14 protein-coding genes are annotated in these 22,221 nt (G+C 63.4%); 8 read left to right on the top strand and 6 right to left on the bottom strand.

The features are described from left to right. Positions 1-99: 99 nt before the first annotated feature. A complete protein-coding gene (fmt, locus tag I2H31_RS18465) occupies positions 100-1,035 on the top strand; it encodes a methionyl-tRNA formyltransferase (RefSeq protein ID WP_196294535.1) in 936 nt (311 codons plus the stop codon). A 154-nt stretch (positions 1,036-1,189) separates the two neighbouring features. Next, on the top strand, positions 1,190-1,678 hold the full coding sequence (locus I2H31_RS18460; protein ID WP_196294534.1) for a dihydrofolate reductase: 489 nt from the start codon (positions 1,190-1,192) through the stop codon (positions 1,676-1,678). Between the two features lie 67 nt (positions 1,679-1,745). Here I2H31_RS18460 and porU2 read toward each other — a convergent pair whose 3' ends face one another. Together porU2 and I2H31_RS18450 are read right to left on the bottom strand one after the other, a co-directional pair. Continuing rightward, the gene (gene porU2 / locus I2H31_RS18455; RefSeq protein ID WP_196294533.1) at positions 1,746-6,965 is read right to left on the bottom strand and encodes a putative type IX secretion system sortase PorU2; all 5,220 of its coding nucleotides are present in this window, start codon (positions 6,963-6,965) and stop codon (positions 1,746-1,748) included. A gap of 74 nt (positions 6,966-7,039) precedes the next feature. Next, positions 7,040-8,167, bottom strand: a complete 1,128-nt coding sequence (locus I2H31_RS18450; RefSeq protein ID WP_196294532.1) for a putative type IX sorting system protein PorV2 — start codon at positions 8,165-8,167, stop codon at positions 7,040-7,042. A 375-nt stretch (positions 8,168-8,542) separates the two neighbouring features. On the opposite strand from I2H31_RS18450, the gene I2H31_RS18445 reads away from it, so the two are divergent. Together I2H31_RS18445 and I2H31_RS18440 are read left to right on the top strand one after the other, a co-directional pair. Continuing rightward, positions 8,543-8,890 carry a PadR family transcriptional regulator gene (locus I2H31_RS18445; protein ID WP_196294531.1) on the top strand — a complete coding sequence of 116 codons (348 nt, stop codon included), beginning with the start codon at positions 8,543-8,545 and terminating at the stop codon, positions 8,888-8,890. A gap of 63 nt (positions 8,891-8,953) precedes the next feature. Then, positions 8,954-11,614 (top strand): PspC domain-containing protein, encoded by a 2,661-nt coding sequence (locus tag I2H31_RS18440; protein ID WP_196294530.1) that lies wholly within the window; start codon positions 8,954-8,956, stop codon positions 11,612-11,614. An 87-nt stretch (positions 11,615-11,701) separates the two neighbouring features. On the opposite strand, the gene I2H31_RS18435 is transcribed toward I2H31_RS18440, so the two are convergent. From I2H31_RS18435 to mce, 3 genes are all read right to left on the bottom strand, one after another. Continuing rightward, complete coding sequence (locus I2H31_RS18435; protein ID WP_196294529.1) at positions 11,702-13,141, bottom strand: CCA tRNA nucleotidyltransferase; 1,440 nt, start codon at positions 13,139-13,141, stop codon at positions 11,702-11,704. A gap of 101 nt (positions 13,142-13,242) precedes the next feature. After that, on the bottom strand, positions 13,243-13,815 hold the full coding sequence (locus tag I2H31_RS18430) for an L-threonylcarbamoyladenylate synthase (RefSeq protein WP_196294528.1): 573 nt from the start codon (positions 13,813-13,815) through the stop codon (positions 13,243-13,245). Positions 13,816-13,904: 89 nt separating this feature from the next. Beyond that, positions 13,905-14,309, bottom strand: coding sequence for a methylmalonyl-CoA epimerase (gene mce, locus I2H31_RS18425; protein WP_196294527.1), 405 nt, complete (start codon positions 14,307-14,309; stop codon positions 13,905-13,907). Positions 14,310-14,520: 211 nt separating this feature from the next. On the opposite strand from mce, the gene I2H31_RS18420 reads away from it, so the two are divergent. The 4 genes from I2H31_RS18420 (at position 14,521) to I2H31_RS18405 (ending at position 17,216) form a co-directional block, all read left to right on the top strand. Then, a complete protein-coding gene (locus I2H31_RS18420; RefSeq protein ID WP_196294526.1) occupies positions 14,521-15,735 on the top strand; it encodes an IscS subfamily cysteine desulfurase in 1,215 nt (404 codons plus the stop codon). Positions 15,736-15,832: 97 nt separating this feature from the next. Further along, positions 15,833-16,243: a Fe-S cluster assembly scaffold IscU gene (gene iscU / locus I2H31_RS18415; protein ID WP_190923982.1), complete on the top strand. Its 411-nt coding sequence runs from the start codon at positions 15,833-15,835 to the stop codon at positions 16,241-16,243. A 131-nt stretch (positions 16,244-16,374) separates the two neighbouring features. Then, positions 16,375-16,770: a hypothetical protein gene (locus I2H31_RS18410; RefSeq protein WP_196294525.1), complete on the top strand. Its 396-nt coding sequence runs from the start codon at positions 16,375-16,377 to the stop codon at positions 16,768-16,770. Between the two features lie 119 nt (positions 16,771-16,889). Further along, complete coding sequence (locus tag I2H31_RS18405; protein WP_196294524.1) at positions 16,890-17,216, top strand: HesB/IscA family protein; 327 nt, start codon at positions 16,890-16,892, stop codon at positions 17,214-17,216. 97 nt (positions 17,217-17,313) lie between these two features. Here the strand turns inward: I2H31_RS18405 and I2H31_RS25680 are convergent, their stop codons facing one another. After that, positions 17,314-21,957 (bottom strand): T9SS type A sorting domain-containing protein, encoded by a 4,644-nt coding sequence (locus I2H31_RS25680; RefSeq protein WP_196294523.1) that lies wholly within the window; start codon positions 21,955-21,957, stop codon positions 17,314-17,316. Between the last annotated feature and the right edge of the window lie 264 nt (positions 21,958-22,221).

Here is a 22,221-nt window from a genome sequence, read left to right as displayed (position 1 = left end):
AAATATACTACTTACTGTTAACACCTCCTAGTAAGCGTGGCACGCGAGATGTCTCGACCAGCTCGACATGACGTTCTACACGTATTATTTCCCCATTCTATGCTGAACCTCATTTTCATGGGCACCCCCGATTTTGCCGTGCCCACCCTCGAAAGCCTGCTGGCCTGGCCCGGCGGGCAGGTGGTGGCCGTCGTCACGGCGCCGGACCGGCCCGCCGGGCGCGGCCGGCAGCTGCAGGCTTCGGCGGTGAAGGTGGCGGCCGAGGCGCACGGCCTGCCGGTGCTGCAACCCATAAATCTGAAATCGCCGGAATTTCAGGCTGAACTGAAAGGCTACGCCGCCGATTTGCAGGTGGTGGTGGCTTTTCGGATGCTGCCCGAGGCGGTGTGGAACATGCCCCGGCTGGGCTCCATCAACATCCACGCCTCGCTGCTGCCGCAGTACCGCGGCGCGGCCCCCATCAACTGGGCCCTGATGCACGGCGACCAGGAAACCGGCGTCACGTCTTTCTTCCTGCGCCACGAAATCGACACTGGCGACCTGATTTTGCAGGAGCAGGTGCCCATCGCGCCCGACGATGACTTCGGCAGCCTCTACGACAAGCTCAAGCACGTGGGCGCGGCCCTGGCCCGGCGCTCGGTCGAAGCCATTGCAGCCGGCACGGCGCCCAGCGTCCCGCAGGAGCAGCGCGCCGACCTGCGCCCTGCGCCCAAGCTGCAAAAAGAAACCGGCCGCCTCGATTTTACGCGCCCGGCCGCCGAGCTCGTGAACTGGGTACGGGGGCTTTCGCCGATTCCCACCGCCTTCGCCGCCCTGCCCGATGGCCGCTTGCTGAAAATATTCCGAGCCCGCGTCTTTGCGGCCGATGCTGCCCAAGCTGCCCTGGCCGCGCCCGGCACCTGGGCTTCCGACGGCCGCACCTTCCTGCGCGTGGCGGCCGCCGATGCCTGGCTCGACTTGCTGGACGTGCAGCTAGAGGGCAAAAAACGCATGCCGGTGGCGGAGCTGCTTCGCGGCTTCAAGCTGCCTTCGTAAGGAATTTCCGTTATCCAGAACACGGCCCTTTAAGGTCATGCCGAGCGCAGCGAAGCATCTTTACCGCTGTAGCAATCTTGATTAGTTGAACGGTAAAGATGCTTCGCTACGCTCGGCATGACGTTCTGTTTCTTTCTTTATTCAATAAAAAACGATGGTTTCTTTCGTAGTGGCCGTGGCCGAAAACGGCGTTATCGGGTTCAAAGGCGAATTGCCCTGGGGCCGCCTGCCCGCCGACCTGCAACACTTCAAGCGCCTCACCCTGGGCCACCCCGTGGTGATGGGCCGCCGCACCTACGACAGCCTGGGCCGGGCCCTGCCCAAACGCCCCAACATCGTGGTGACGCGGCAGGCCGGCTGGGCCGCGCCCGGCTGCGAAACCGCCGCCTCCGTGCTGGCCGCCCTGGACCGCGCCCGCGAGCTGGATGAAGAAGTGTGCGTCATCGGCGGCGGCGAAATCTACAAGGAAGCCCTGCCCGCCGCCGACGTCATCCACCTCACCGAAGTGCACCACCGCTTCGAAGGTGACGCCTTTTTCCCCAGCCTGAGCCCCACCGAATGGCGCGAAGAAACCCGCGAGCGCCACGAAGCCGACGAGCAGCACGCGTATGCATTCAGCTTCGTGACGCTGCGGCGACGGTAACTACTAGCCCTGCTTGTCAACAAAAAAGGCAGCCCGTTCGAGCTGCCTTTTTTGTTGACAAGCAGGGCTAGCGCATGAGCACCAGCTTGCCCCAGTCGTTTTTGAACGCTTGGTCGCCGGCCGTGGCGCGGTGCTTGAAGTCGCCGTTGGGGTCGTCCAGGGCCACGCGGTAGAGGTAGGTGCCGTTGGCCAGGCGGTCGCCGTAGGTGTCGGTGCCGTCCCAGGCGTATTCCGAGATGTTGTTGCCGATGTGCAGCGGGCCCAGCTCGCTCATGAAAATCTCGCGCACCACCCGGCCGGTGAGGCTCATAATCTGGATTTTCATGTTGTTGGGCAGCTGCTGGCCGGTGAGCGTGAACACGAAACGCGCCTTGCTCACCACCGGGTTGGGATACGGGTATACGTTGGAAATCTGCGAGGTGTTCACCACCTCAAACTTCACCTGAAACTCCTGCGAGCCGGCGGCCGAGTTGCTGGGGTCGCGGCCCTGCACTTTCAGCGTGTACATGCCGTCGGGCAGCGGGGCGGCCTTGCCGGGCTCGTAGGTGAGCTGGGCAATGCTGCCGTTGCTCACGTCCACGCTGAAATCGACGTCGTTGCCGTTCAGGTTAATGGGCGTGGCTCCGGACTGGCCGGGCCGCTGCATCGTCACGGTGAAGAACGAGCGGTCGGTGATGTGGCGCAGCTTGTCTTCATCGTTGAGCTGAATGTGGATGACCGGCCGCGCCGACACCAGCTCGCCGTTGAGGATGTGGCGGCCGTCGATGGCCACGTCGAGCGTGGGCGGCAGGTTGGGGTCCACCACCAGGAATTCCGACAGGTTCAGCTCGTTGTTGAACAGGTACTGCTCGGGCTGCGCCTTGGGCGCGGCGTTCACCGTCACTTTGGTGGTGAATTTACCGAACACCCCAATCATCGGCACTTTGGCCGTGAAGCGGACGGTGGAATCGCCTTTCACCTGGCGGGGAAGCGTTACGTACACCGGTGGGCGGGTCGTGCTTCCCTCGGTCAATTCGATTTTCGCCCGCAACGGCGTGCCGAAGCTGAAGGGCGTCACGTTCTCGAACACCACCGGAATCTTGAGCTCGCCGCCCAACGCCTGCCCAACGAGCGTGGCCGGGTCGTAGGCATTGCTGGGCTGGGCCAGGTCGCGGCGCACCACGCCTTCGGGCACGCCCTGGTAGGTAATGAACCACTCCTTCAGCTGCGGGGCGTGGCGGCCCAGCGTGTCCTGCATGGTCAGTTCCAGCTGCAGGTAAGGGTACTGGCTGGCCGAGATGGTGTTCAGCGAGTAGCCGCCGCGGCTGGGCGAGCCGGCCGGTACGGTGGCCACCACCACCCGGCTCTGGTTCAGCGTATCGATGCCGATGACCCGGAGCGTGTAGCTACTCGTGGCGTTGGGCTCGCGCTGAATCCAGTGGTAGAGGTTTTCCCAGCTTTTGGCCGGGCCAATGCGCACCGACGTGATGGTGCCTTGCGTCGAAGGCGTGCGCAGGGTGTCGGAGAGGCTGATGAGCTGGCTGTAGCGGGGCCCCGAGCCGGCGGCCGTGCTCGGGCCCACCTCGTGCAACACGCGCCCGCCGGCGGCCCGCTTCTGCGCCACCAGCGCGAAGGGGTCGCCGTTCTGCAACTGGTTCACGAGCTGCGAGCCCAGCAAGGTGCTGAACGCCGTGCGCACCGGTGCGATGCTGGCCCAGCGCAGCCGGTTCATGCTCACCATGGCCACGTAGGCGCCATCGGGCACGGCCGCCAGGAAGCTGGTCAGCTGGGCTTGCTGCGTGGCGCTGTTGTTGAGCGTGTTAAGCGTGTCGCCGGGGTTGGCGGGGTTGGTGCCGAAGATGTAAAACTCCTGGGGTGCCTGGCCGCACACGGCCGTCGCGGGCAGCCCGGCAATGGGCTTTAAGGTGTGTTCGTCGTACACGGCAACCAACAGATTGGGCGCATTTTGGGCAGTGCGGGCACACCCCCCCAGGGTGGGCGGCGCCAACACATTGGCGATAATACCCAGGCCGGAGGTAGCAAGAAAATTGGGCGCCGCGCCCGGCAGGCCGCCGCCGGTGGTACGCAGCAGCAGCGGCGCGTTTTGGGTACTAAAATCCCAGTGGCCGGACGGCGTCACTTCCACGCCGTTGCGCTGGTCGCGCCGGAACTGAGCGTAGTGGCTTTGCGACCACCCGCCCGCCGACCGGCCCTGCACGACGCGGAACGAGCTGACCGCCCAACTGGCGTCCTCGTCGCCGCTGGGGGCCTGGAAGCGCGCCCGCCAGTACCACACCACGCTGTCGCGCCCGGCCACTGCGGGCAGCGTGGGCCGCCAGCTCGGCGTGAGGGTGGCCGTGACGGTGCCCGACGCCCGCTTCAGGGGGCTGGTGAAGGCGGCGCTGGTGTCGGCTTCAAACTCGTAGGCACGGGAGGAACCCTGCGGGTCGTTGGTTTGGGCCACCAGCCGGGGCTGGCTGTTGCCCACAATGGCAAATTCTGCCGGGCTGAGCAGAGTTACGCCGCCGCGCAGGAAGGTGTGGCTGATGGTGGCGGTGTTGTTGGTTTCGTCGCTCTCGGCCACCCGGTTGGGGTAGTCTATTTCTACCGCAAAGGTATTGGCGCCGAACACGTTGGTGCCGCTGGGGTTGGGCAGGCGGAAATCGTAGGTGGCGCTGCCCTGGGGGCCTTGCGCGAAAACTTTGGTGTAGGGCGGCAGCGGCGGGTTGGTGCCCACCGTTCGCGTCACCCGGATTCTGACCGAATCGAGGGTGACCCGACGGGGGTTGCTGACGCCAATCAGCAGCGAGAAGGTGGTCGAGTTGGCCGTAACGGTCACGTCCTGGCCCACTGGCCGAATAGCCAGCGTGGAGTTGCTCACCTGGAAATCGGGCTGGGCCGGGGCGTAGAGCGAGATGGCGGGGTCGCCGTGCCACACCGTGCCAAGCAGCTGCTCGGTCGCGATGTCGTCGAGGTTCGCCGGGTCGAAAGCACCGCCCGAGCGCTGCAGCTGCCGCACGGTTTCGTTGTACACGGCCGTGAAGGGCTTGCCGTACCAAAGTGGGTCATTGTAGAGCAGCTTGGTGTAGAGGTCTTTGGAAAGGTTCAGGTACCCGGGAAAACCAAACCCCGTGGTGCCCATGCAGCCAATGGCACCCTTGTTGGCGGTGAAAAGCCAGTCTTCGAAGAAGGTGGGCGATTTTGTGTACAAATTCCCCGCCAGGCAACCGTCAAACATCATCACGGGGTACTTGCCGGGGTTGTTATAGGTTTGGTTTTTCGTGGGGGTGCCAATGTCCAGCGAAAAAGAGGTTTGCGAGCCGTGGCCAAAGTACTGGATGACGCCCAGGCCGGCGTTGAGGTCGTTTGTAATATCGGCATCCACCAGCAGGGAGTTCCCGACGGGGTTCACAATCAGCCGCTCGATGGTGTTCACCACCCGGCCCCCGAACAACGGGCTTTCGACGTGCTGCTTGTAGGCGTTTACGTAATTGCGAAATTCAGTGAATTGCCCCGTGTCGGTGCCGCCCGTCAGGTGCAACACGTTTTTTCGCCAGGGCTGGTCGCCGGCCCGTTCGTAATCGCGCAGTTTATTCAAATAGAGAATTATCTGGGCCGGCGTCGTCACGGTGAGGCGGCCGGTGTTCAGCTTGGCCGCGAAGTCGTTGTTCATGAAATCCGCCGTAAGCAGGTTGTCCGACACCGCGCGCGTGCTGGTCGGCACCAGGTCCGTGCCCTGTTCGCCAAGGGTGCGCGGCGCGTAGCGGATGTCGGTGAAAAACCGTCCGCCGCCGTCGCTCGGCTCCTGGCCTTTGCCCAGCAGCAGCAGGTAGCGCTGGCTGCCGACGGGGCTGGCCGCGGCCATCCACCGGGCAAAATGCCGCATCGCCAGCCAGGACCGGTCGCCGTAGCCAAACTGGTCGTAGAGCTGGAAGCTGGTGACCATCAGCGTGTCGTAGCGCGGCACGTCGGAGCGGCCGGGGTTGGCGCGGTACTTGGCGTATTCCAGGGCGGCGTTGGAAAAGCCGCCCGCCGGCTTCATCAGCTGCGGGTGCGTGATGATGATGAAGTTGGCCAGCGCGGGGTTGATGGTGCGGAAGGTGACGCGGCGGGCGGGCAGCGGCGGCCGCGCCGGAGTGGCCTCGTCGGCCAGCAGCAAGGTGTGCGTGGCAGCGTTAGCAGCGGGAAACACAAACCGGCGACGCGTCCCGGTGGCCGTGCTCACCACGCGCTGCACGTTGTAGAAGTCCTGCACGTCGAAGCCCGCCACCGTGGCCGGAATGGAGTCGTTGTCGAACTCGTAGGTAGCGGGCCCGGCCAGGGTGGAGTCGTTCTGGAACACCACGCTGTGCCGGTTCCCGAACCAACGGTTGGCCTGCGGCACTATAAAGCGCGCATAAGACGAGTAAAAGTCGTCGCCCGGCAGCGCCGAAGCGTCCTTCCTAGTGGTGACGAGGACCACGCCATTGACAATATCAGAGCGCAGCAATGTAAACGTTTGTTTGTATGGCACGCGCCCGCTCCAGCGCATCACCCCCAGGCTGCGTTCGCTGCCGGCTGGCCCCACCAGCACTTCCACAGCGTGCGCCAGCGGAGCCGTTGAGTTGTTGCTGGCGCCGTACATCTGCACTTCCACCTTGGGCGCCGGCCCGGCAGGAGCCACCGCCCGAATCACCGAATCGTTGGGGGCCGTGAGGCCGCCCCCGTGAAAGTACCCTTCGGCGGCTTCCACCCAGGGCAGGTACACGTCGGTGGTGGTGGGCAGCTCGATGTAGAAGCCCAACCGCAGGTTTAGCTGGTTGTGCAGGCGGTGCGGGTGCACCGCCCCGCCGGCCGCCGTGGGTTGCGCCATGCGGCGGCCCTGCTGGCCAGCTTTCCAGGTGATGAAATAGCTGGCCGTGTCGGTGTAGTAGTTATAATATTGGTGGGGCTGGTCTTGCGGACGCTTGTACAGCTCCACGTCGAGCTTGCCGTCGTTGTGCACGGCGTAAAACTCGATAAAAGACGTGGGGTCGAGCACGGCTTGGTTGCCGCCCCCGTAGGCGGCCACCTCGCGCCCGCGCCGCCAGATTTGGAGTTGGCTGGGCGCCACGCCCGTGATGCCGGCTTGGATAAGGTACTGGTAATCGAGCTTATAGAGGCCGTCTTTCAGGATTTTGACCTTGTAGTAGGTCTGGCCCGGCACTATCCACTCATTGCCCACCTGCGCCGGGGTTTGGGCCCGCGCCGGGACCCAGCCCAGCCACAGAACCAGGGCCACCAACCACCACTTCCCCCGCTGCAACAACTGTCCGTAGTTTTTATGCATAATAATTCAAATGGCAGACACTTAATTTCTTAGAATTACGAAGCCACCGCTGCCAGCGGCTCCGCAAGACCGGTTTATTTAAAGCCGTAGCCGAGCGATACGATGAGCGAATTGGTTTGCGAGGCGCTGCCCAGCTTCTCCACCGCCAGGCGCGACAGGGCCAGGTCGACGCGCAGGCCGCTGATGGCCACGCCGGCGCCCAGGCTGTACTGCCCCTTCCAGTTGCTTTCGTACTCGTTGTTGGCGTTTTTGGTGAAGCTTTGAATCTTCTGGAAATTGCCGGCGCCGCCGCGCAGAAACACCAGGTTCTTGTAGCCAATTTCCAGGCCCACGCGCGGGTCCACGCTCACGGCGCTGCTCGAAATCAGGGTGTTGCGCTTGCCGTCGGTGGTGGCTTCCAGGTCGGCCGCCAGCAGGGCCGAGAATTGTTTGGGCAGTTCCACGCGCCGCCCGATGCCCAGCACTAGGCGCGGCAGCGTGATTTCGGCGCTGTTGGTGGGGATGCTGTCGGACTTGGCCAGCGTGCTGGTGAGGCCCTTGCGGTACTCGTCGGCGTTCACGGTCCACTGCGTGAAGGTGGTGGTGACGTCGCGCGCCATCAGGCCCAGGTTCCAGCCCTTGTGGTTGTACTGCAGGCCCGCGTCGATGCCGAAGCCGTAGCCGTTGGCAAAGCGGCCGATGTTGCGGTAGATGACTTTGGCGTTGGCGCCCACGCTCAGGCCCTCCACGTTGGTTATTTTCCGGGCGTAGGACACCAGCAGGGCATAATCGGCCACCGAGAAGTAAGTAATCCGGTCGTAGTGCACGCCGCCGTACTCGTCCAGCAGCGAGCGGGTGTCGGCAATGTTGTCGACGCCCAGGCGCATCACGCTCACCCCAATGGCGCTTTTGTCGTCAAGCGGGGTCGAGAAAGCCGCGAAATCATTCTTCACAATGCCCGAAAACAGCTCGGAGTGCATCAGCACGCCGTCGTATTTGCGGGTTTGGTTGGCCAGGCCGGCAGGGTTCCAGTAGCCGGCGGTGGCGTCGGTGGCCAGGCTCACCTGCACTTTGCCCATGCCCAGGGCGCGGGCGCCCACGCCGAGGTTGAGAAATTCGTTGCTGTATTTGGGCGTTTTGGTTTGGGCGGCGGCTGGCAACGCCAGCGCCGCCGTGGCACCCAGCACAAGCAGCCCGCGGGCAGCCGAGGAAAGTTGGGACATAGAAAAGAAGAGAAGAGGTTTCGCGCCGTCGCAACGCAAGTTACTTCAACTTAGTGCGTGGGACCCGCGAATTTCGGGCCAACCCGCCTTCGGCGACGGGGAACGGCGCTACGGCCGGTGCCAACGCCACCTGCGACGGGCCCGCAACGCCGGCTGCAAAGCCGCGCGCTTTTCGGCGGCGTCCCCTTTTGAAGCGGCAACGGTCACCAAATTTCGCCGGGCAGCGATTTTTAATCAAAAATTTTTCTACTGATTATCAATAGTTAACAGAATATTTAGCAGCGAAGCAACTATTTATTCATCCAGTACCTTGCTTTGCAAAGTACCTACCATACATTTGTACTGTTTCTCACCCACTAGTAATTCGCAACGCCCATGAAACTCGAGAACACCCAGGTTCAGATGCGCAAGGGCATCCTTGAGTTCTGCATCCTGGAAATTATCGCCCGCGGCGAAGCCTACGCCTCCGACATGCTGGAGGAGCTGACTTCGGCCCGCATGATAGTGGTGGAGGGCACGCTCTACCCGCTGCTCACCCGCCTCAAGAATGCCGCTCTGCTCGACTACGTCTGGAAGGAAAGCACCAGTGGCCCGCCCCGCAAATACTACACCCTGACCGATACCGGTCGCCAGTTTCTGAACGAGCTGCGCGACACCTGGGAGGAAATGGCCACGTCGGTGGGCATCATCCGGCACAGCGCCCCACCAAAGCCCGCCGCTTGAGTTCACCGTCTTTTTCCCTTCTCCACTCACCAGAATTAAACGGCCGTTTTTCAGCCATTTACCATGAAAAAGAACATCAGCATCAACCTGCAAGGGATTATCTTTCACATCGAGGAAGACGGCTTTGAGGTGCTCGGCCGCTACCTGGCCGAGGTGAAGGCGCACTTTGCCAGCTACCGCGGCCACGAAGACATCGTGGCCGACATCGAGGGCCGCATCGCCGAGCTGTTTTCGGCGCGCCTCTCGCCCGTGCAGCAAGTCATTTCCCTGGACGACGTGAACGCCATGATGGCCAAGATGGGCCGCGTGAGCGACTTCGCCCCCGACGCCGACGAGGACGACGAGGAAGCCACTGAATCGGCCTACGCGGCGGGAGCTTCGGCCCGCACCTCGGCCGGCTTTGGCAGCACCGCCACGGCCACGCCTCCCCCCGCCACCGCCGCGCCCGAAACCGGTGAGGCCAAGCGCCTGTACCGCGACATGGCCAACCGCAAGGTGGCGGGCGTGGCCGCCGGCATCGCCCAGTACTTCGCCGTGAACCCGCTCTGGATTCGCCTGGCGTTTGTGTTCTGCACCATCTTTTCGCCGGCCGTCAACATCTGGTCGCGCCACGACATGCGGGTTGACTTCGGCGGCTGGGTGGTGCTGGGCTACATCATTCTCTGGATTTTGCTGCCCAAGCGCTACGATGCCCCCGCCCACCCCGAGGCGCTGCTGAGCACGGGCCCGCTGGCCGGCCGCCGCTTGTTTCGCGACACCGGCACGGCCAAGGTGGCCGGCGTGGGCGCGGGCCTGGCCGCCTACTTCAACATTGATGTGACGCTGGTGCGCGTGATTCTGCTGGCTGGCCTCTTTGCGGGCGGCTTCACCTTCCTGCTCTATATCATCCTGTGGATAGTCTTGCCCGAGGCCAAAACGGTCTCGGACAAGCTGCGCATGCGCGGCGACGACATCACGCTGGAAAGCTTCGACAGCAGCGCCCGCAACAACGCTTTTGCTGATGGCCCCGCCACCACCAACCGCCCCGTGGGCGCCTTTGTGGAAGACGCCGCCCGCAACCTGCGCCCGGCCGTGAGTTTCGTGGGCTCGAGCATTCGCATTGTGGCCGGCATCCTACTCACCATCATGGGCTTTGGCTGCTTGGTGGCGCTGGCCATTGGCCTGGGCGCGGGCGTGGGCCTGCTGCCCCACTCGCAAAACATTGTGCTGGGCGATGCCCCGGCCCACGTGATGCTGAACGGGGTGCCCACCTGGGGCATGCTGGCCGGCTTCCTGGTCCTCGCCATTCCGGCGCTGTCGTTGCTGCTGGGCGGGCTGAACCTGCTGTTCCGCCTCTCCATCATGCCCCGCACGGTGAGCTTGTCCTTGCTGGGCCTGTGGCTGCTGAGCATCGTGGGCCTCGTGACGGTCATTGCCCAGCAAAGCCGTGAATTTCAATACGAAACCACCGTGGAGCAGGCCGAGCGCTACCCCCAGCTGAAGACGCCCGTGCTCTTGCTGAACATGCGCCACGTGGACCGGCAGTGGGAGCAACACGTCGACGTGCGCCTGGCCGCCGTGGACAGCGGCAAAACGGTGGAAGTGCTGCGCACCATGGGCGCCCACGGCCCCAGCGAGGAAGTGGCCCGCCGCAACGCCCTCACCAGCATCGACTACACCATTCGGACCAGCGGCGACTCTTCGCTGGTGCTCGACGACCATTTCTCCTTCCTGCCCGACGCCAAGTACCGCCGCCAGGAGCTGTCCGTGACCCTGCGCCTGCCCCGCGACCGCACCTTCCGCCTGAGCCGCGACTTTGCCTACGACCTGCTCGGCGAAGACAACTTCGTGGACAACCGCCGCCCCGAAGACCCCGAGCAGCACCGCTACCGCCTGCGCGGCAACAAGCTGGAGTGCATCGCCTGCTCCGATGAGCAACTGGGCAAAGACGAAGACGATGATGACGACACCGACGTGAACATCAACATCGACCCCGATAGCGGCGACGAGGACACGGACAACGATGGCGACGGCAAACGCGGCATCACGCTCAACTACGGCGGCGCCCCGGCCTTCGACACCGACCTGAACAGCTACGAAGGCGGCCGCCGCAGCTTCGACGAGTCCGGCTTCAACCGCGTGAGCGTGGTGGGCGGCTACCGGGTGGTGGTGCGCCGCGGCGACGCCTTCAAGATTGAAGCCGCCGGCCGCGAGGGCGTGCTGAGCGACATCCGGGTGGAGCGCGAGGGCAACGAGCTGCAAATCAAGTCCCGCAACAACACTTCCCTCTTCGGGCGCAAGTGGAACAGCGACGACAAGAAAGTGCTCATCGTCATCAACATGCCCGGCATCGAGAGCCTGGAACTGGCCGGCGCGGTGGAGGCCGACCTCGGCGGCTTCGAGCGCCAGGACGAGCTGCGCATCGAGCAGGCCGGCGCCAGCCACCTGCGCCTCAACGGCAACTACGGCACCCTGAAGCTGGAACAGGCCGGCGCCTGCCGCACCACCGCCACCGGCCGCGCCGACGTGCTGGACCTCGACGCCGCCGGGGCCTGCGAGCTGGCCGGGGCCAACCTGCAAACCCGCACGGCCACCGTTTCGGTAGCTGGCGTGTGCAAAGCCCGCGTCGCCGTCACCGAGCGCATCAAGGGCGAAGCCGTGGGCGCCAGCGAAATAGCCTACAGCGGCCAGCCCAAAAACGTGGACCTCGACTCCACGGGCCCGTCCAGCATCAAGCGCTTGTAGCCCAAAATCTTTTATGTTAAGATATAAATGCCGGGCAACCCTCCTACATATACCGGCATCTATACCCCCGAAGAACAGAAGTCAGGCTTAGTTTGGTGAGTGAACGACGCCTCCTTCCGGAGCCAGTCCCATGGCCGCCCCCTGCTGCAACAGGAAGGCCAGGGCTGGCTCCATTTCGTTTGTGATGGTGCCTTCGAGAATGGCTTCCATCACGGCTTCCTTTAAAATGCCCACCTGGCGCGAAGGCTTCAGGCCAAAGGTTTCCATGATGATTTCGCCGGTGATGACGGGCCGGAAGCTGCGCAGGTGGTCTTTTTCTTCCACTTCCTTCAGCTTTTCTTCCACTTGCGCGAAGTTGCGCAGGTAGCGGGCTTTGCGCTCGTGGTCTTTGCTGGTGATGTCGGCCCGGCACAGCAGCATCAGCCGGTCGATGTCCTCGCCGGCCTCGAATAGCAGGCGGCGGATGGCCGAGTCGGTCACGGTTTCCTTCACCAGCGCGATGGGGCGCAGGTGCAGGCGCACCAGTTTCTGCACCATGCGCATCTCTTCGCCCAGGGGCAGTTTCAGGTCGGTGAAGATGCCCGGCACCCAGCGCGCGCCCTTGTCCTCGTGCCCGTGGAAGGTCCAGCCCACCTTGGGGAAATAGCGCTTAGTAGCGGGCTTGGCGATGTCGTGCAGCACGGCGGCCCAGCGCAGCCATAGGTCGCCGCCGGCGTTGGCCACGTTGTCGAGCACCTGCAGGGTGTGGTAGAAATTGTCCTTGTGGGCGTGGTTGCCCACTTTTTCCACGCCGTGCAGCAGCGCCATCTTCGGAAAGATGAGCTGCAGCAGCCCCGTCTGAAACAGCAGCTTAAAGCCGTAGCTCGGCGTGGGCGACTCGATAATCTTGTTCAGCTCGACGGTGATTCGCTCCTGCGACACAATCTTTATCCGGTCCTTATTCCGGATAATGGCGTCGAAGGTGTCGGGCTCAATATCAAAATTCAGCTGCGAGGCGAAGCGCACGGCGCGCATCATGCGCAGCGGGTCGTCGGAGAAGGTCACATCGGGCCCCAGCGGCGTGCGGATGGTCTTGCTGGCCAGGTCCTTCATGCCCTCGTAGCGGTCCACCAGCTCGCCGAAATTTTCGGGGTTCAGGCTCAGGCCGAGGGCATTGATGGTGAAGTCGCGGCGGGCGAGGTCTTCCTCCAGCGTGCCGGCTTCCACCTCGGGCTTGCGGCTGTCGGCGCGGTAGCTTTCCTTGCGGGCGCCCACAAATTCAATGTCGCCCGCTTCCTGGGTCGGCAGCATGGCGGTGCCGAAGTTCTTGAACACCTGCACCCGGCCACGGCCTTTTAGCCGGGCACCCACGGCCTGGGCCAAGGCAATGCCGTCGCCCACGGTTACCACGTCAATGTCTTTGCTATCGCGCCCCAGGGCCAAGTCCCGCACGTAGCCGCCGATGACGTAAGCGGGCTGCCTGAGCTCGGCCGCGGCTTCGGCAATGGTGCGAAAAATGGGGAGTTCAGGTAACTGGGGCGTGTTCATAGTAGCGCGAACTTTGTAATTCGCGTCCCCGTGTCGTTCACAATCGTCGTGTCGGCGCGGGGACGCGAACTACAAAGTTCGCGCTACTTTCTTTTCTGGCCCTATTCCCGCACCACTTCCAGCTGTCCGCCCGTACCCAGCCGCACTACCCGCGACGGCGCCACGCGGGTATCGTCATCCTGGCGCCAGTTCACCACATGGTCAGCCCCGCGCACGATTGCGGCGTCCACTTCGGCATACACGGCCGGGGTCGGCTCGCCGGCCTTGTTGGCCGAAGTAGACACCAACCCGTGCCCCAGCCGCCGCACCACCTTGAAACAGAACTCGTCCTTCGCCACGCGCAAACCCACCGTGCCATCGGGCGCCACCAGGTCCGGTGCCACGGCCTTGCCGGCGGGCAAGATGTAGGTGGTCGGCCGGGTATCATTCGCCAGCATTGTTTCCAGCTCCGCCGGCACTTCCGAAGCGTAGCGCTTCATCATCGCCAAGTCGGCCACCAGCACAATGCTGGGCTTGCCGGCCTCGCGGCCTTTGAGTTTGTACAGCTGTTTCACGGCCGGAGGCGCTTCGGCGTCGCAGCCCAGGCCCCACACGGTATCGGTGGGGTAGAGAATGACTTGCTGGAGCAACAGCGCATCCACAGCGGCATCTACTTCTTGTTGGAAACGGTTCATGCGACGGTTAGCTTGTAGCGTGGACTCTGCGAGTCCGCGCGTGGCGGGAATAGTTAGGTTCTTTCAGGCGCTGACTCGCAGAGTCCACGCTACTTTATGCTTTGGCAAAGCTCCACCAATACGCCGGCCGCGCTTTTCGGGTGCACAAAACAGACGAGTTTATTATCAGCCCCGCGCTTGGGCTCCTCGTTCAGCAACACGAAGCCCTCCCCTTTCAGCCGCGCCATCTCGGCGCGAATGTCGTCGACTTCAAACGCGACGTGGTGAATGCCCTCCGGCTTCTTGGCCAGAAACTTCGTGATGGCGCTATCCGGCGAGGTGCCGGCCAGCAGCTCAATCTTGGAGCTGCCCATCTGGAAGAAGACCGTGTCCACGGCTTCGCTGGCCACGTGTTCCTTCTTATAAGGGGCCGCACCGAGCAGCGCGGTGTAGAGGGCGGTGGCGGCTTCGAGGTCGTTTACGGCCACGCCGAGGTGTTCGAGGTTGGTGAGCATAGGGATTTAGAAAAGGTTGCACAGTGGCTGCTGAGGCGGGAAAGGCGCAGTTTTGTCGGGCAATTCGCGCCGGCGCCAGAAGTCCGCGCATTTCCTTATTTAGATTGTATCTACTTTTGTGAAACCAAAGAAAACTGATTGCCCCGGAACCGTGTTCTAGCTGGGTATCGGCTTTTCGCTGGTTTCCCACTTGTCACTACTGCTGCGCGCAATGCTTAAGCTCCCTATTTACCTCGACAACAACGCCACCACGCCCCTCGACCCGCGGGTGCTGGAGGCCATGATGCCCTACCTGACCGAAGTATTCGGCAACGCCGCTTCGCGCAACCACCCCTTCGGCTGGGCCGCCGAAGAAGCCGTGGACTACTCGCGCGAGCAAATCGCCAAGCTCATCAACTGCGACCCCAAGGAAATCATCTTCACCTCGGGCGCTACCGAGTCGGACAACCTGGGCATCAAGGGCGTGTTTGAGATGTACAGCCAGAAGGGCAACCACGTCATCACCGCCACCACCGAGCACAAGGCCGTGCTCGACACCTGCAAGCACATCGAGAAGCTGGGCGGCCGCGTCACCTACCTGCCCGTGAACGAGCAGGGCCTTATCAGCCTCGAAGAACTCGAAGCCGCCATGACGCCCCAGACCATTCTGGTCACCATCATGTACGGCAACAACGAGACGGGCACCATCCAGCCCATCCGCGAAATCGCCAAAATTGCCCACGCGCACGGCGCCCTGTTCATGACGGACGGCACCCAGGCCGTGGGTAAAGTTCCGGTGGACGTCATCGCCGACGGCATCGACATCATGGCCTTCACGGCCCACAAAATGTACGGTCCCAAGGGCGTGGGCGCCCTCTACGTACGTCGCAAGAACCCCCGGGTGAAAGTGACCGCCCAGATGGACGGCGGCGGCCACGAGCGCGGCATGCGCTCCGGCACCCTCAACGTGCCCGGCATCGTGGGCCTGGGCAAAGCCTGCGAGCTGGCCCGCCTCGAAATGGAAGCCGACACCGCCCGCCTCTCGGCCATGCGCGACCGCTTGGAGCGCGAGCTGCTGACCTTGGAAGAAAGCTACGTGAACGGCTCGCGCGAACACCGCCTGCCGCACGTGACGAACATCAGCTTCAAGTACGTGGAAGGCGAAGGCCTGATGATGGGCGTGAAAGACCTAGCCGTATCTTCCGGCTCGGCCTGCACCTCGGCCTCGCTGGAGCCCAGCTACGTGCTTAAGGCCCTAGGCCTGAGCGACGACTTGGCCCATTCTTCGCTGCGCTTCGGCCTGAGCCGCTTCACCACCGACGAGCAAATCGACTACGCCATCAACCACGTAAAAGAAGCCGTGACCAAGCTCCGCGAAATGTCGCCCCTGTGGGAGATGTTCAAGGAAGGCGTCGACCTCAGCAAAATTGAGTGGGCGGAACATTAATTTTTAGAGCTTAGAACTGAGAGCCAAGAACCAAGTTTCTGGCTTTCGGTCTAAGTTCTGAGTTCTAAAATCTAACATCTAAATTTCTCAAAAAGACATGGCTTACTCCGATAAAGTAATCGACCACTACAGCAACCCCCGCAACGTGGGCACGCTGGACAAAAGCAAAAAGAACGTAGGCACCGGCCTTGTGGGTGCCCCTGAGTGCGGCGACGTGATGCGCCTGCAAATCGAGGTGGACGAAGCCACCAACACCATCACCGACGCCAAATTCAAAACCTTCGGCTGCGGCTCGGCCATCGCCTCGTCGTCGCTGGCCACGGAGTGGCTGAAAGGCAAAACGGTGGACGAGGCTCTGGCCATCGACAACATGGAGATTGTGGAAGAACTGGCCCTGCCACCCGTAAAAATCCACTGCTCGGTGCTGGCCGAAGACGCCATCAAGTCGGCCATCTCGGACTACCGCGTGAAAAACGGCCTGCCCGCCCTGGAGCTGTCGCACCACTAATCTGGTTATCCTGCTGTCATCCTGAGTGCAGCGAAGGACCTTATCGCAATTGAACGACTTGTTCGAACGTGATAAGGTCCTTCGCTGCACTCAGGATGACATTTTTTTACCTAACCTTTCGGCATAAGATAATGACCGATGAATTTGAAGCAGCGCGGCTGCAACGCGAGATTCAACAGTATCTGGGGCTGACGCCGGAGCAGTTGCGGTTTGAGTTTCGCGAAGTGGAAGGCCAGACCCGTCTGGACCTGATTACGGTGAACCCGCGGCACCAGCAAAGCTTTCTGTTTCGCTACGAAACCGGCCGCGACGAAACCGACGCGCTGGAAAAAATGCTGGACTACGTGAAGCGCTTCCGCGACACCGAAAGCTCTTACACGCTGCAATGGCGCAGCCGCGGCGACAAGGAACTGCAGACGTCCTACTTCCGGGCTCACAACGTGTACGAGGCGCTGGACAAGCTCTATTTCGGCCGCGACCTAAACGCCATCACGGTATTTAGTGTGGTACTAAACCCCAGCTCGTAAAAGGAATAGCACAATACCGCAACGTGAGTGAACAAAGGATTTACTCTCCTTGTTTATAATTTGTCTAAATTGCGCTTCCATTCCCGTTAGCTAAGCGAGGCCTGGCCTCTCCTACTGCCATGATTACCGTTTCTGATAAAGCCAAAGAAAAAGTGACGCGTCTGATGAGTGACGCGCACCTGGATGAAACCTACCGCCTACGCGCTTCGGTGGCCGGCGGCGGCTGCTCGGGCCTGAGCTACAAGCTGGATTTCGACAACGAAGTGCGGCCCATGGACCAGGAATTTGAGGACAAGGGCGTGCGCGTGGTGGTCGACATGAAGAGCTTTCTTTACCTGGCCGGCACGGAGCTGGATTTCTCCGACGGGCTGAATGGCAAAGGCTTCCAGTTCAACAACCCCAACGCCTCCCGCGAGTGCGGCTGCGGCGAAAGCTTCTCGGTGTAAGTAGCCGGCAGCGACGCGCTGCTTTTTGATAGATTAACAACAAAAAAGCCCCGTGCGCATTGCACGGGGCTTTCTTATGGTCAAAACCGAAGCTGTTTTACTGCTTCTCAAATTTCTGCACGCTGCGGCCAGCGGGCGTTTGCAGCTCCAGCAGGTACAGGCCGGCGGGCAGCGTTTCGACGGACACTTTGGCGGTGCCGGCTTCGGTGGTGCCTTGCAGCAGCACCTGGCCTACCTGGTTGAGCACGCGGTAGGGCGTGGCGGCCTCGGCGATGAAGCTGAGGCTGCTGCTCGTGGGGTTGGGGTAGAGCAGCACCTTGGCCGTTTCGCCGGTGCCGGCGATGGACACCACCGGCGAGAAGGCCACCGTGCCGTCGCGGTCTACCTGGCGCAGGCGGTAATAGAGCACAGCAGCGGGCGCCGTTTTATCGAGCACGGCGTAGGCCGTGCCCTTGCTGCTGGTGCCCTGGGCCTGGGTGGTGGCCACGGTCACGAAATCGTGGGCGTTGAGGCTGCGCTGCACTTCAAACCGTTCGGCGTTCTTTTCGCTGGCGGTGCTCCACTGCACGGCCACGGCTTTGTCGGCCTGCCGCTGGGCGCCGAAGTGGCTGAGCTGCACGGGCAGCGGGTTGTTGGCCAGGTTGGCGTCGGTGCTGGCCAGGGCAAAGTCGGAGAAGCTGCTGAACGTGTCGCTAGTGACGAAGCCCGTCTGATTGCCGCCGCTCGTCCCGCTGATGCCACCGCTGCTGAGGCCGATGTTGGCCCAGGGCTGGTTGCCGTCGGCGCGCTTGGCTAACGTCAGGTTAACGGCGTTCGTCACCCGGTCGTCGGTGTCAAAGCTCAGCGTGATTCGGCCTTGAAAACCGGTGGGCTGCGTCACCGCCCCGTTGCCGTCGAGGGGCGTGACGGTAAACGAACGAACCCGGCTGACGCGGGTCAGGGTGGTGCCGTTGCTGGCCGTGGGCACGGTGCCGAGCTGGCCGGGGTCGCCTTCAAACTGCTCGGCGCGGTAGGTGGTGGCGCTGGTCTGGGTGGCTACGCGGAGGGACAGCGGGCGGTAGTTGGCCACGCCGTTGGCCGCTTTGCCCACGGGAAAGAGGTATTGGGCATTCGCGGGGTTCGCGGGCACCGAGCGGGCAACCGGGCCATTCACGTAGCCAACCGTGGCGCCGGAAGCCGCCGCCGTGGGCGCGACGGTGGCGGCCGTAGCGAGTGTGAGCAGGTTGGTGGCCGAGGTGTTGAGCGCGCCGCTGGTCAGGGTCAGGTTGTTCTCTACGTTCACCGCGCCGGTTGCCGTCAGCGCAGAGCCGTTGTTCACCGTCAAGTTGTAATAGTTGCCGGCCGCGATGGTGGCCGTGGCGGTGGAATTAGCGGCGGTAAAGTTGAGGTTGCCCACGGCAGCGCCCCAGCCCGTGGCAACGCGAATTCCGTCGATGTACAGCGACGGGTTATTGCTGTTATTTTGGAACAGCACCAGCGCCCCCAGCACGCTCAGCGAACCGCCGCCGGGCAATTGAATCAGGGGGGTGGTGGGCTCCTGGCTGAGGTCGCTGTTGGCGGGCAGCACGTAGAGGCTTACCACGTCCTGGTTATTGGTGCTAAGGCTGTTCTCGGTTTTAAGCACCAGCACGTAGGGCGTGTTGGTGTTGAATAAGGTTCCCGTTGCACGGGTTTGCCCTTCGCCCGACAGGGCCAGGCCAAAAACGAACGTCCCGGCCGTATTGGAATTGGGGTATTTGGCCGCATACACCCGGCCGCGGTAGTTGGTGGTGCCGTTAGTGAGGAAGGACAGGAAATAGTCGCCGGTGTTTTCCAGGGCCGAAAAGTTAACAACGGCCGCGGCGTACAGGGCGGTGGCCCCGATGGTGCCAGGCGCAGGAAAGGTCCGGCTCACGTTGCCCTGCGCGGCGCTTTTCACGAGGCGCGCCCGCGAGGAAGTACCGGTTGGGACGAGGCTCAGGGCAGCACCTACGGGGTACATGGTGGCCGTTTCGTTGCCGGCCTGGGTGCTGGTGCTGTTGCCGGTGCTGCCGGTCCAGCCGTGGCTCAGCAGCAGGCCGCCGGCCGCATAATCGAAGTCGTCTTCCATCAGCAGCACGCCCGGGCCGGGGGGCGGCAGGGCGGTGGTGGCCAGCGTGGCACTCGCGCCACAGCTGTTGCTCACCGCAATGGTGCCCGTGCCGGCACCGGCCGGCACCGTGACGGTGAGGCTGGTGCTGCTCAGGATGGTAGCCGTGGTGACCGTGCCGCCGGGGCTGAACGTAACCGTGGCATTGGGGCTGGTCGAGAAGTTGGTGCCCGTCAGCGTCAGCGTCTGGCCCGGCACAATGACAGTAGAGCTGACCGCCGTCAGGGTGGGCGCGGCAAAAGGCGTATCGCCCGAGGTCAGGACGAGGGGCGTGCTGGAAGCGCCCGCGGTGTTGCCCGCCCCGGCCCAGATGCCAGTGGCCGAAGTGGCCACGCACCCCACCAGGCTGCCCGTGGCCAGGGTGCGCTGCTCGACGCGCCGGATGCCGTTGGCATTGCTGCTGGCCGTGAGTAGGCCGTAAGCACCAATGGTGGCATCCACGTAGTTGTCGTAGAAGCTCGGGTAGGAACTGCTGGTGGTCAGGCCATCGTCTTCGAGCATGGTGCCGGCCAGGGGGCGGCCCGTGCCGTTCACGTTGTCGTAAATCAGCACAAAGTTGCTGGGGGTGCCGAAGGAGTTGCCGCGCACGCCGCGTCCCCCGGTCGTGCTGCCGTTCAGGTTCAGGGCCGTGACCGAGCTGGCCGTGGGCAGGAAGTACGTGGCCGTGTTGCCGCCGTCGCCGGCGTTGAGCACCACCATCGGGTAGAGCACGGCCTGGTCCTTGTACCGGTCGTCGGCCGTGGGCTCGAGGGCGAACCAACCGGTGTAGCTGCCGTTGGCATCGGCCACGAACGTGGAGCTGGCGTTGTTCAGGCTGGCCGTGGCTTTGCGCAGAAAGGCGCCCGCCACCTGCACTTCCAGCGTGACGCCAACGCCGGCGTAGTTGGCCGGGTCGGCGCTGGCCCGGGCGGCGGTGTAGTACTTATAGGTAGCGTTGGGCAGCAAATTATTCACCGTGGCGCGCCACACGTAGGGCAGGCGGGTATTGTGCGAAGTGCCCGTAGCCGTGCGCCCGCTGATGTATTGCGGCACAATTACTTCGGCCAGGGCAACCACTAGGGCCGGCTGCACGGCGCGCGTCGCGCCGGCGCTGTAGCCCGTGGTGCCGGTGCTGCCGCCGTTGGTGGTGAAGGCAGCAAAGGTGTACTGCGTGCCGTTGGTGAGCCCGGTCACGGTGATGCTGCCCGTGGCAGGCCCGTTGTACACCACGTATTGGCCACCGCCCAAATCGGTGCCGGTGGCAAAGGCCACCGAGCCCGAACCAGCTGGCGCGTAGGTGCCGCCGGCCACGGGCGCCCCGCCGGCAGCGGTGCCGGCCATGATGGTGACCACCACGTTGGTGGCGCAGCTGGCCGGGGCCGTGAAGGCGAAAGTGGCCTGGCCATTGCCGGGGGTGGCCGTGGCCGAGGCCACTTCGTTGGCGAGGTAGCTCGTAACAACGAGGTTGGTGCCGTTGTCGGTGCCCACCGTGGCGGGGGCACTGGCCACCACCCGCACCCGGTAGGTGCCCGTGGGCGTGCCGGCCGGCACGGTGGCCGACAGCGGGGAAGCCGTGCCCGTGGTGGCGAGCACCGTGCCCGGGAAGGTGCCGGCCGCCGTTGAAAGCTCCACGCTGAAGGCGTTGCTGGCGTCGAACGTGCCCACCGTGGTGAAGGGCACCGACAGCGGGGCGCCGCTCAGGCCCACGCACACTGGCCCGGCCACCGTGCCGGTGGCGATGGTGGAGGGCGTTACGCTGCCGCTCACCGCCACGGTGGCGGGAGCCGCAGTGCCACCGCCCGCGATGGCAATGGTTTCGTTGTTGTAGCTGCCCACGGGCAGGCCGGCTTTCAGGCGGATGTACACCGTCGGGCTGTTGGCCAGAGTGCCGCCGGCGGCGTTGGGCACGGTAGCGGTGTTGGCGAAGCTGGCATTATCGGTCGACACTTCATAGCTGGCCGAACCGGTTACGGTCAGGTTGCCGGGGGCCAGGTTCGAGCCGCTCAGCACTACGTTTTGCGCAGTGGAAGGCCCCGTGCCCAGCACGTAGGTGAAGCCGTTGCGAGCGTCGGGAGTGGCCGTGAGGGAGGGCGCCGGGGCGCTCACCGTCACCTCGGTGGGGGTGCTGGTGACGGCGCCGCAGCCGGCAAACACCGAGCGCAGCACCACGAAATAGGTACCGGCAGCAGCCGGGTTGAAAGAATACGTAGTGGTGGTGACGCCGGTAGCCGTGGTGTAGTTGCCCGCAGTGGTGCCGTAGAGCCATTCGCGGCTGGTGGCAGCAGGCGTCTCAGTACCGGTGAAACTGGTGGCCGTGCCCTGGGTGGCGGCCACCGGCTGCACCGTCGAGGTGGGCGAAATGGCGACCGTGGGGTTGCTGACGATGGTCAGCGAGGCCGAAGTGCCGGAACTAGTGGTGGCGGGGTCAGATGCCAGTACCCGGATTTTGTAGCCCGTGCCGCTGGGTGTATTGGCCGGAATGGGCAAGGTGAGCGTCTGCGCAGTGGTAGTGTTGTTCGTGGCCGAAACCGAGCTAACCGGCGTGGCCAGGAAGGTGCCGCTGGCGTTCGAGAGCTCCACCGTGAAAGCGTTGGTGGCGCTGTAGGTACCGGAGGCGGTGAACGTCACGGCCACACTGGTAGCAGTGGTGGCGCAAACCGCAGATGGGGTAAAAGATGGAGTGCTGATGGAATTACTAGGAGAAGATGGCGTTCCGGTTAACACCATATCGTCCAGTCTAACTGCCGCGGTTGTGCCCGTTTTAGTAAAACGGATTGTAAGTGTTGAGGATTGAGCACCCACCGGAAAGGTTGCAGTGGCTTTGGTGGCGGCCCATGCAGCGGTAGCCGTGCTCAGTGGCAGATTATTAACCGTAACACCTGTACCCGTAAACGTCAC

The organism is Hymenobacter ruricola, from assembly GCF_015694525.1.
Taxonomy (GTDB): domain Bacteria; phylum Bacteroidota; class Bacteroidia; order Cytophagales; family Hymenobacteraceae; genus Hymenobacter; species Hymenobacter ruricola.
The sequence above is the reverse complement of the archived record's forward strand: the minus strand, read 5'-3'. Positions and strand labels throughout refer to the sequence as shown.

Bases quoted from the DNA above. Each gene is read 5' to 3' on its own strand.
- I2H31_RS18445 (WP_196294531.1), top strand. From the start codon at position 8,543: ATGAAACTCGAGAACACCCAGGTTCAGATGCGCAAGGGCATCCTTGAG.
- iscU (WP_190923982.1), top strand. From the start codon at position 15,833: ATGGCTTACTCCGATAAAGTAATCGACCACTACAGCAACCCCCGCAAC.
- I2H31_RS18440 (WP_196294530.1), top strand. From the start codon at position 8,954: ATGAAAAAGAACATCAGCATCAACCTGCAAGGGATTATCTTTCACATC.
- mce (WP_196294527.1), bottom strand. From the start codon at position 14,309: ATGCTCACCAACCTCGAACACCTCGGCGTGGCCGTAAACGACCTCGAA.
- I2H31_RS18450 (WP_196294532.1), bottom strand. From the start codon at position 8,167: ATGTCCCAACTTTCCTCGGCTGCCCGCGGGCTGCTTGTGCTGGGTGCC.
- I2H31_RS18435 (WP_196294529.1), bottom strand. From the start codon at position 13,141: ATGAACACGCCCCAGTTACCTGAACTCCCCATTTTTCGCACCATTGCC.
- I2H31_RS18460 (WP_196294534.1), top strand. From the start codon at position 1,190: ATGGTTTCTTTCGTAGTGGCCGTGGCCGAAAACGGCGTTATCGGGTTC.
- I2H31_RS18420 (WP_196294526.1), top strand. From the start codon at position 14,521: ATGCTTAAGCTCCCTATTTACCTCGACAACAACGCCACCACGCCCCTC.
- I2H31_RS18430 (WP_196294528.1), bottom strand. From the start codon at position 13,815: ATGAACCGTTTCCAACAAGAAGTAGATGCCGCTGTGGATGCGCTGTTG.
- porU2 (WP_196294533.1), bottom strand. From the start codon at position 6,965: ATGCATAAAAACTACGGACAGTTGTTGCAGCGGGGGAAGTGGTGGTTG.
- I2H31_RS18405 (WP_196294524.1), top strand. From the start codon at position 16,890: ATGATTACCGTTTCTGATAAAGCCAAAGAAAAAGTGACGCGTCTGATG.
- I2H31_RS18410 (WP_196294525.1), top strand. From the start codon at position 16,375: ATGACCGATGAATTTGAAGCAGCGCGGCTGCAACGCGAGATTCAACAG.
- fmt (WP_196294535.1), top strand. From the start codon at position 100: ATGCTGAACCTCATTTTCATGGGCACCCCCGATTTTGCCGTGCCCACC.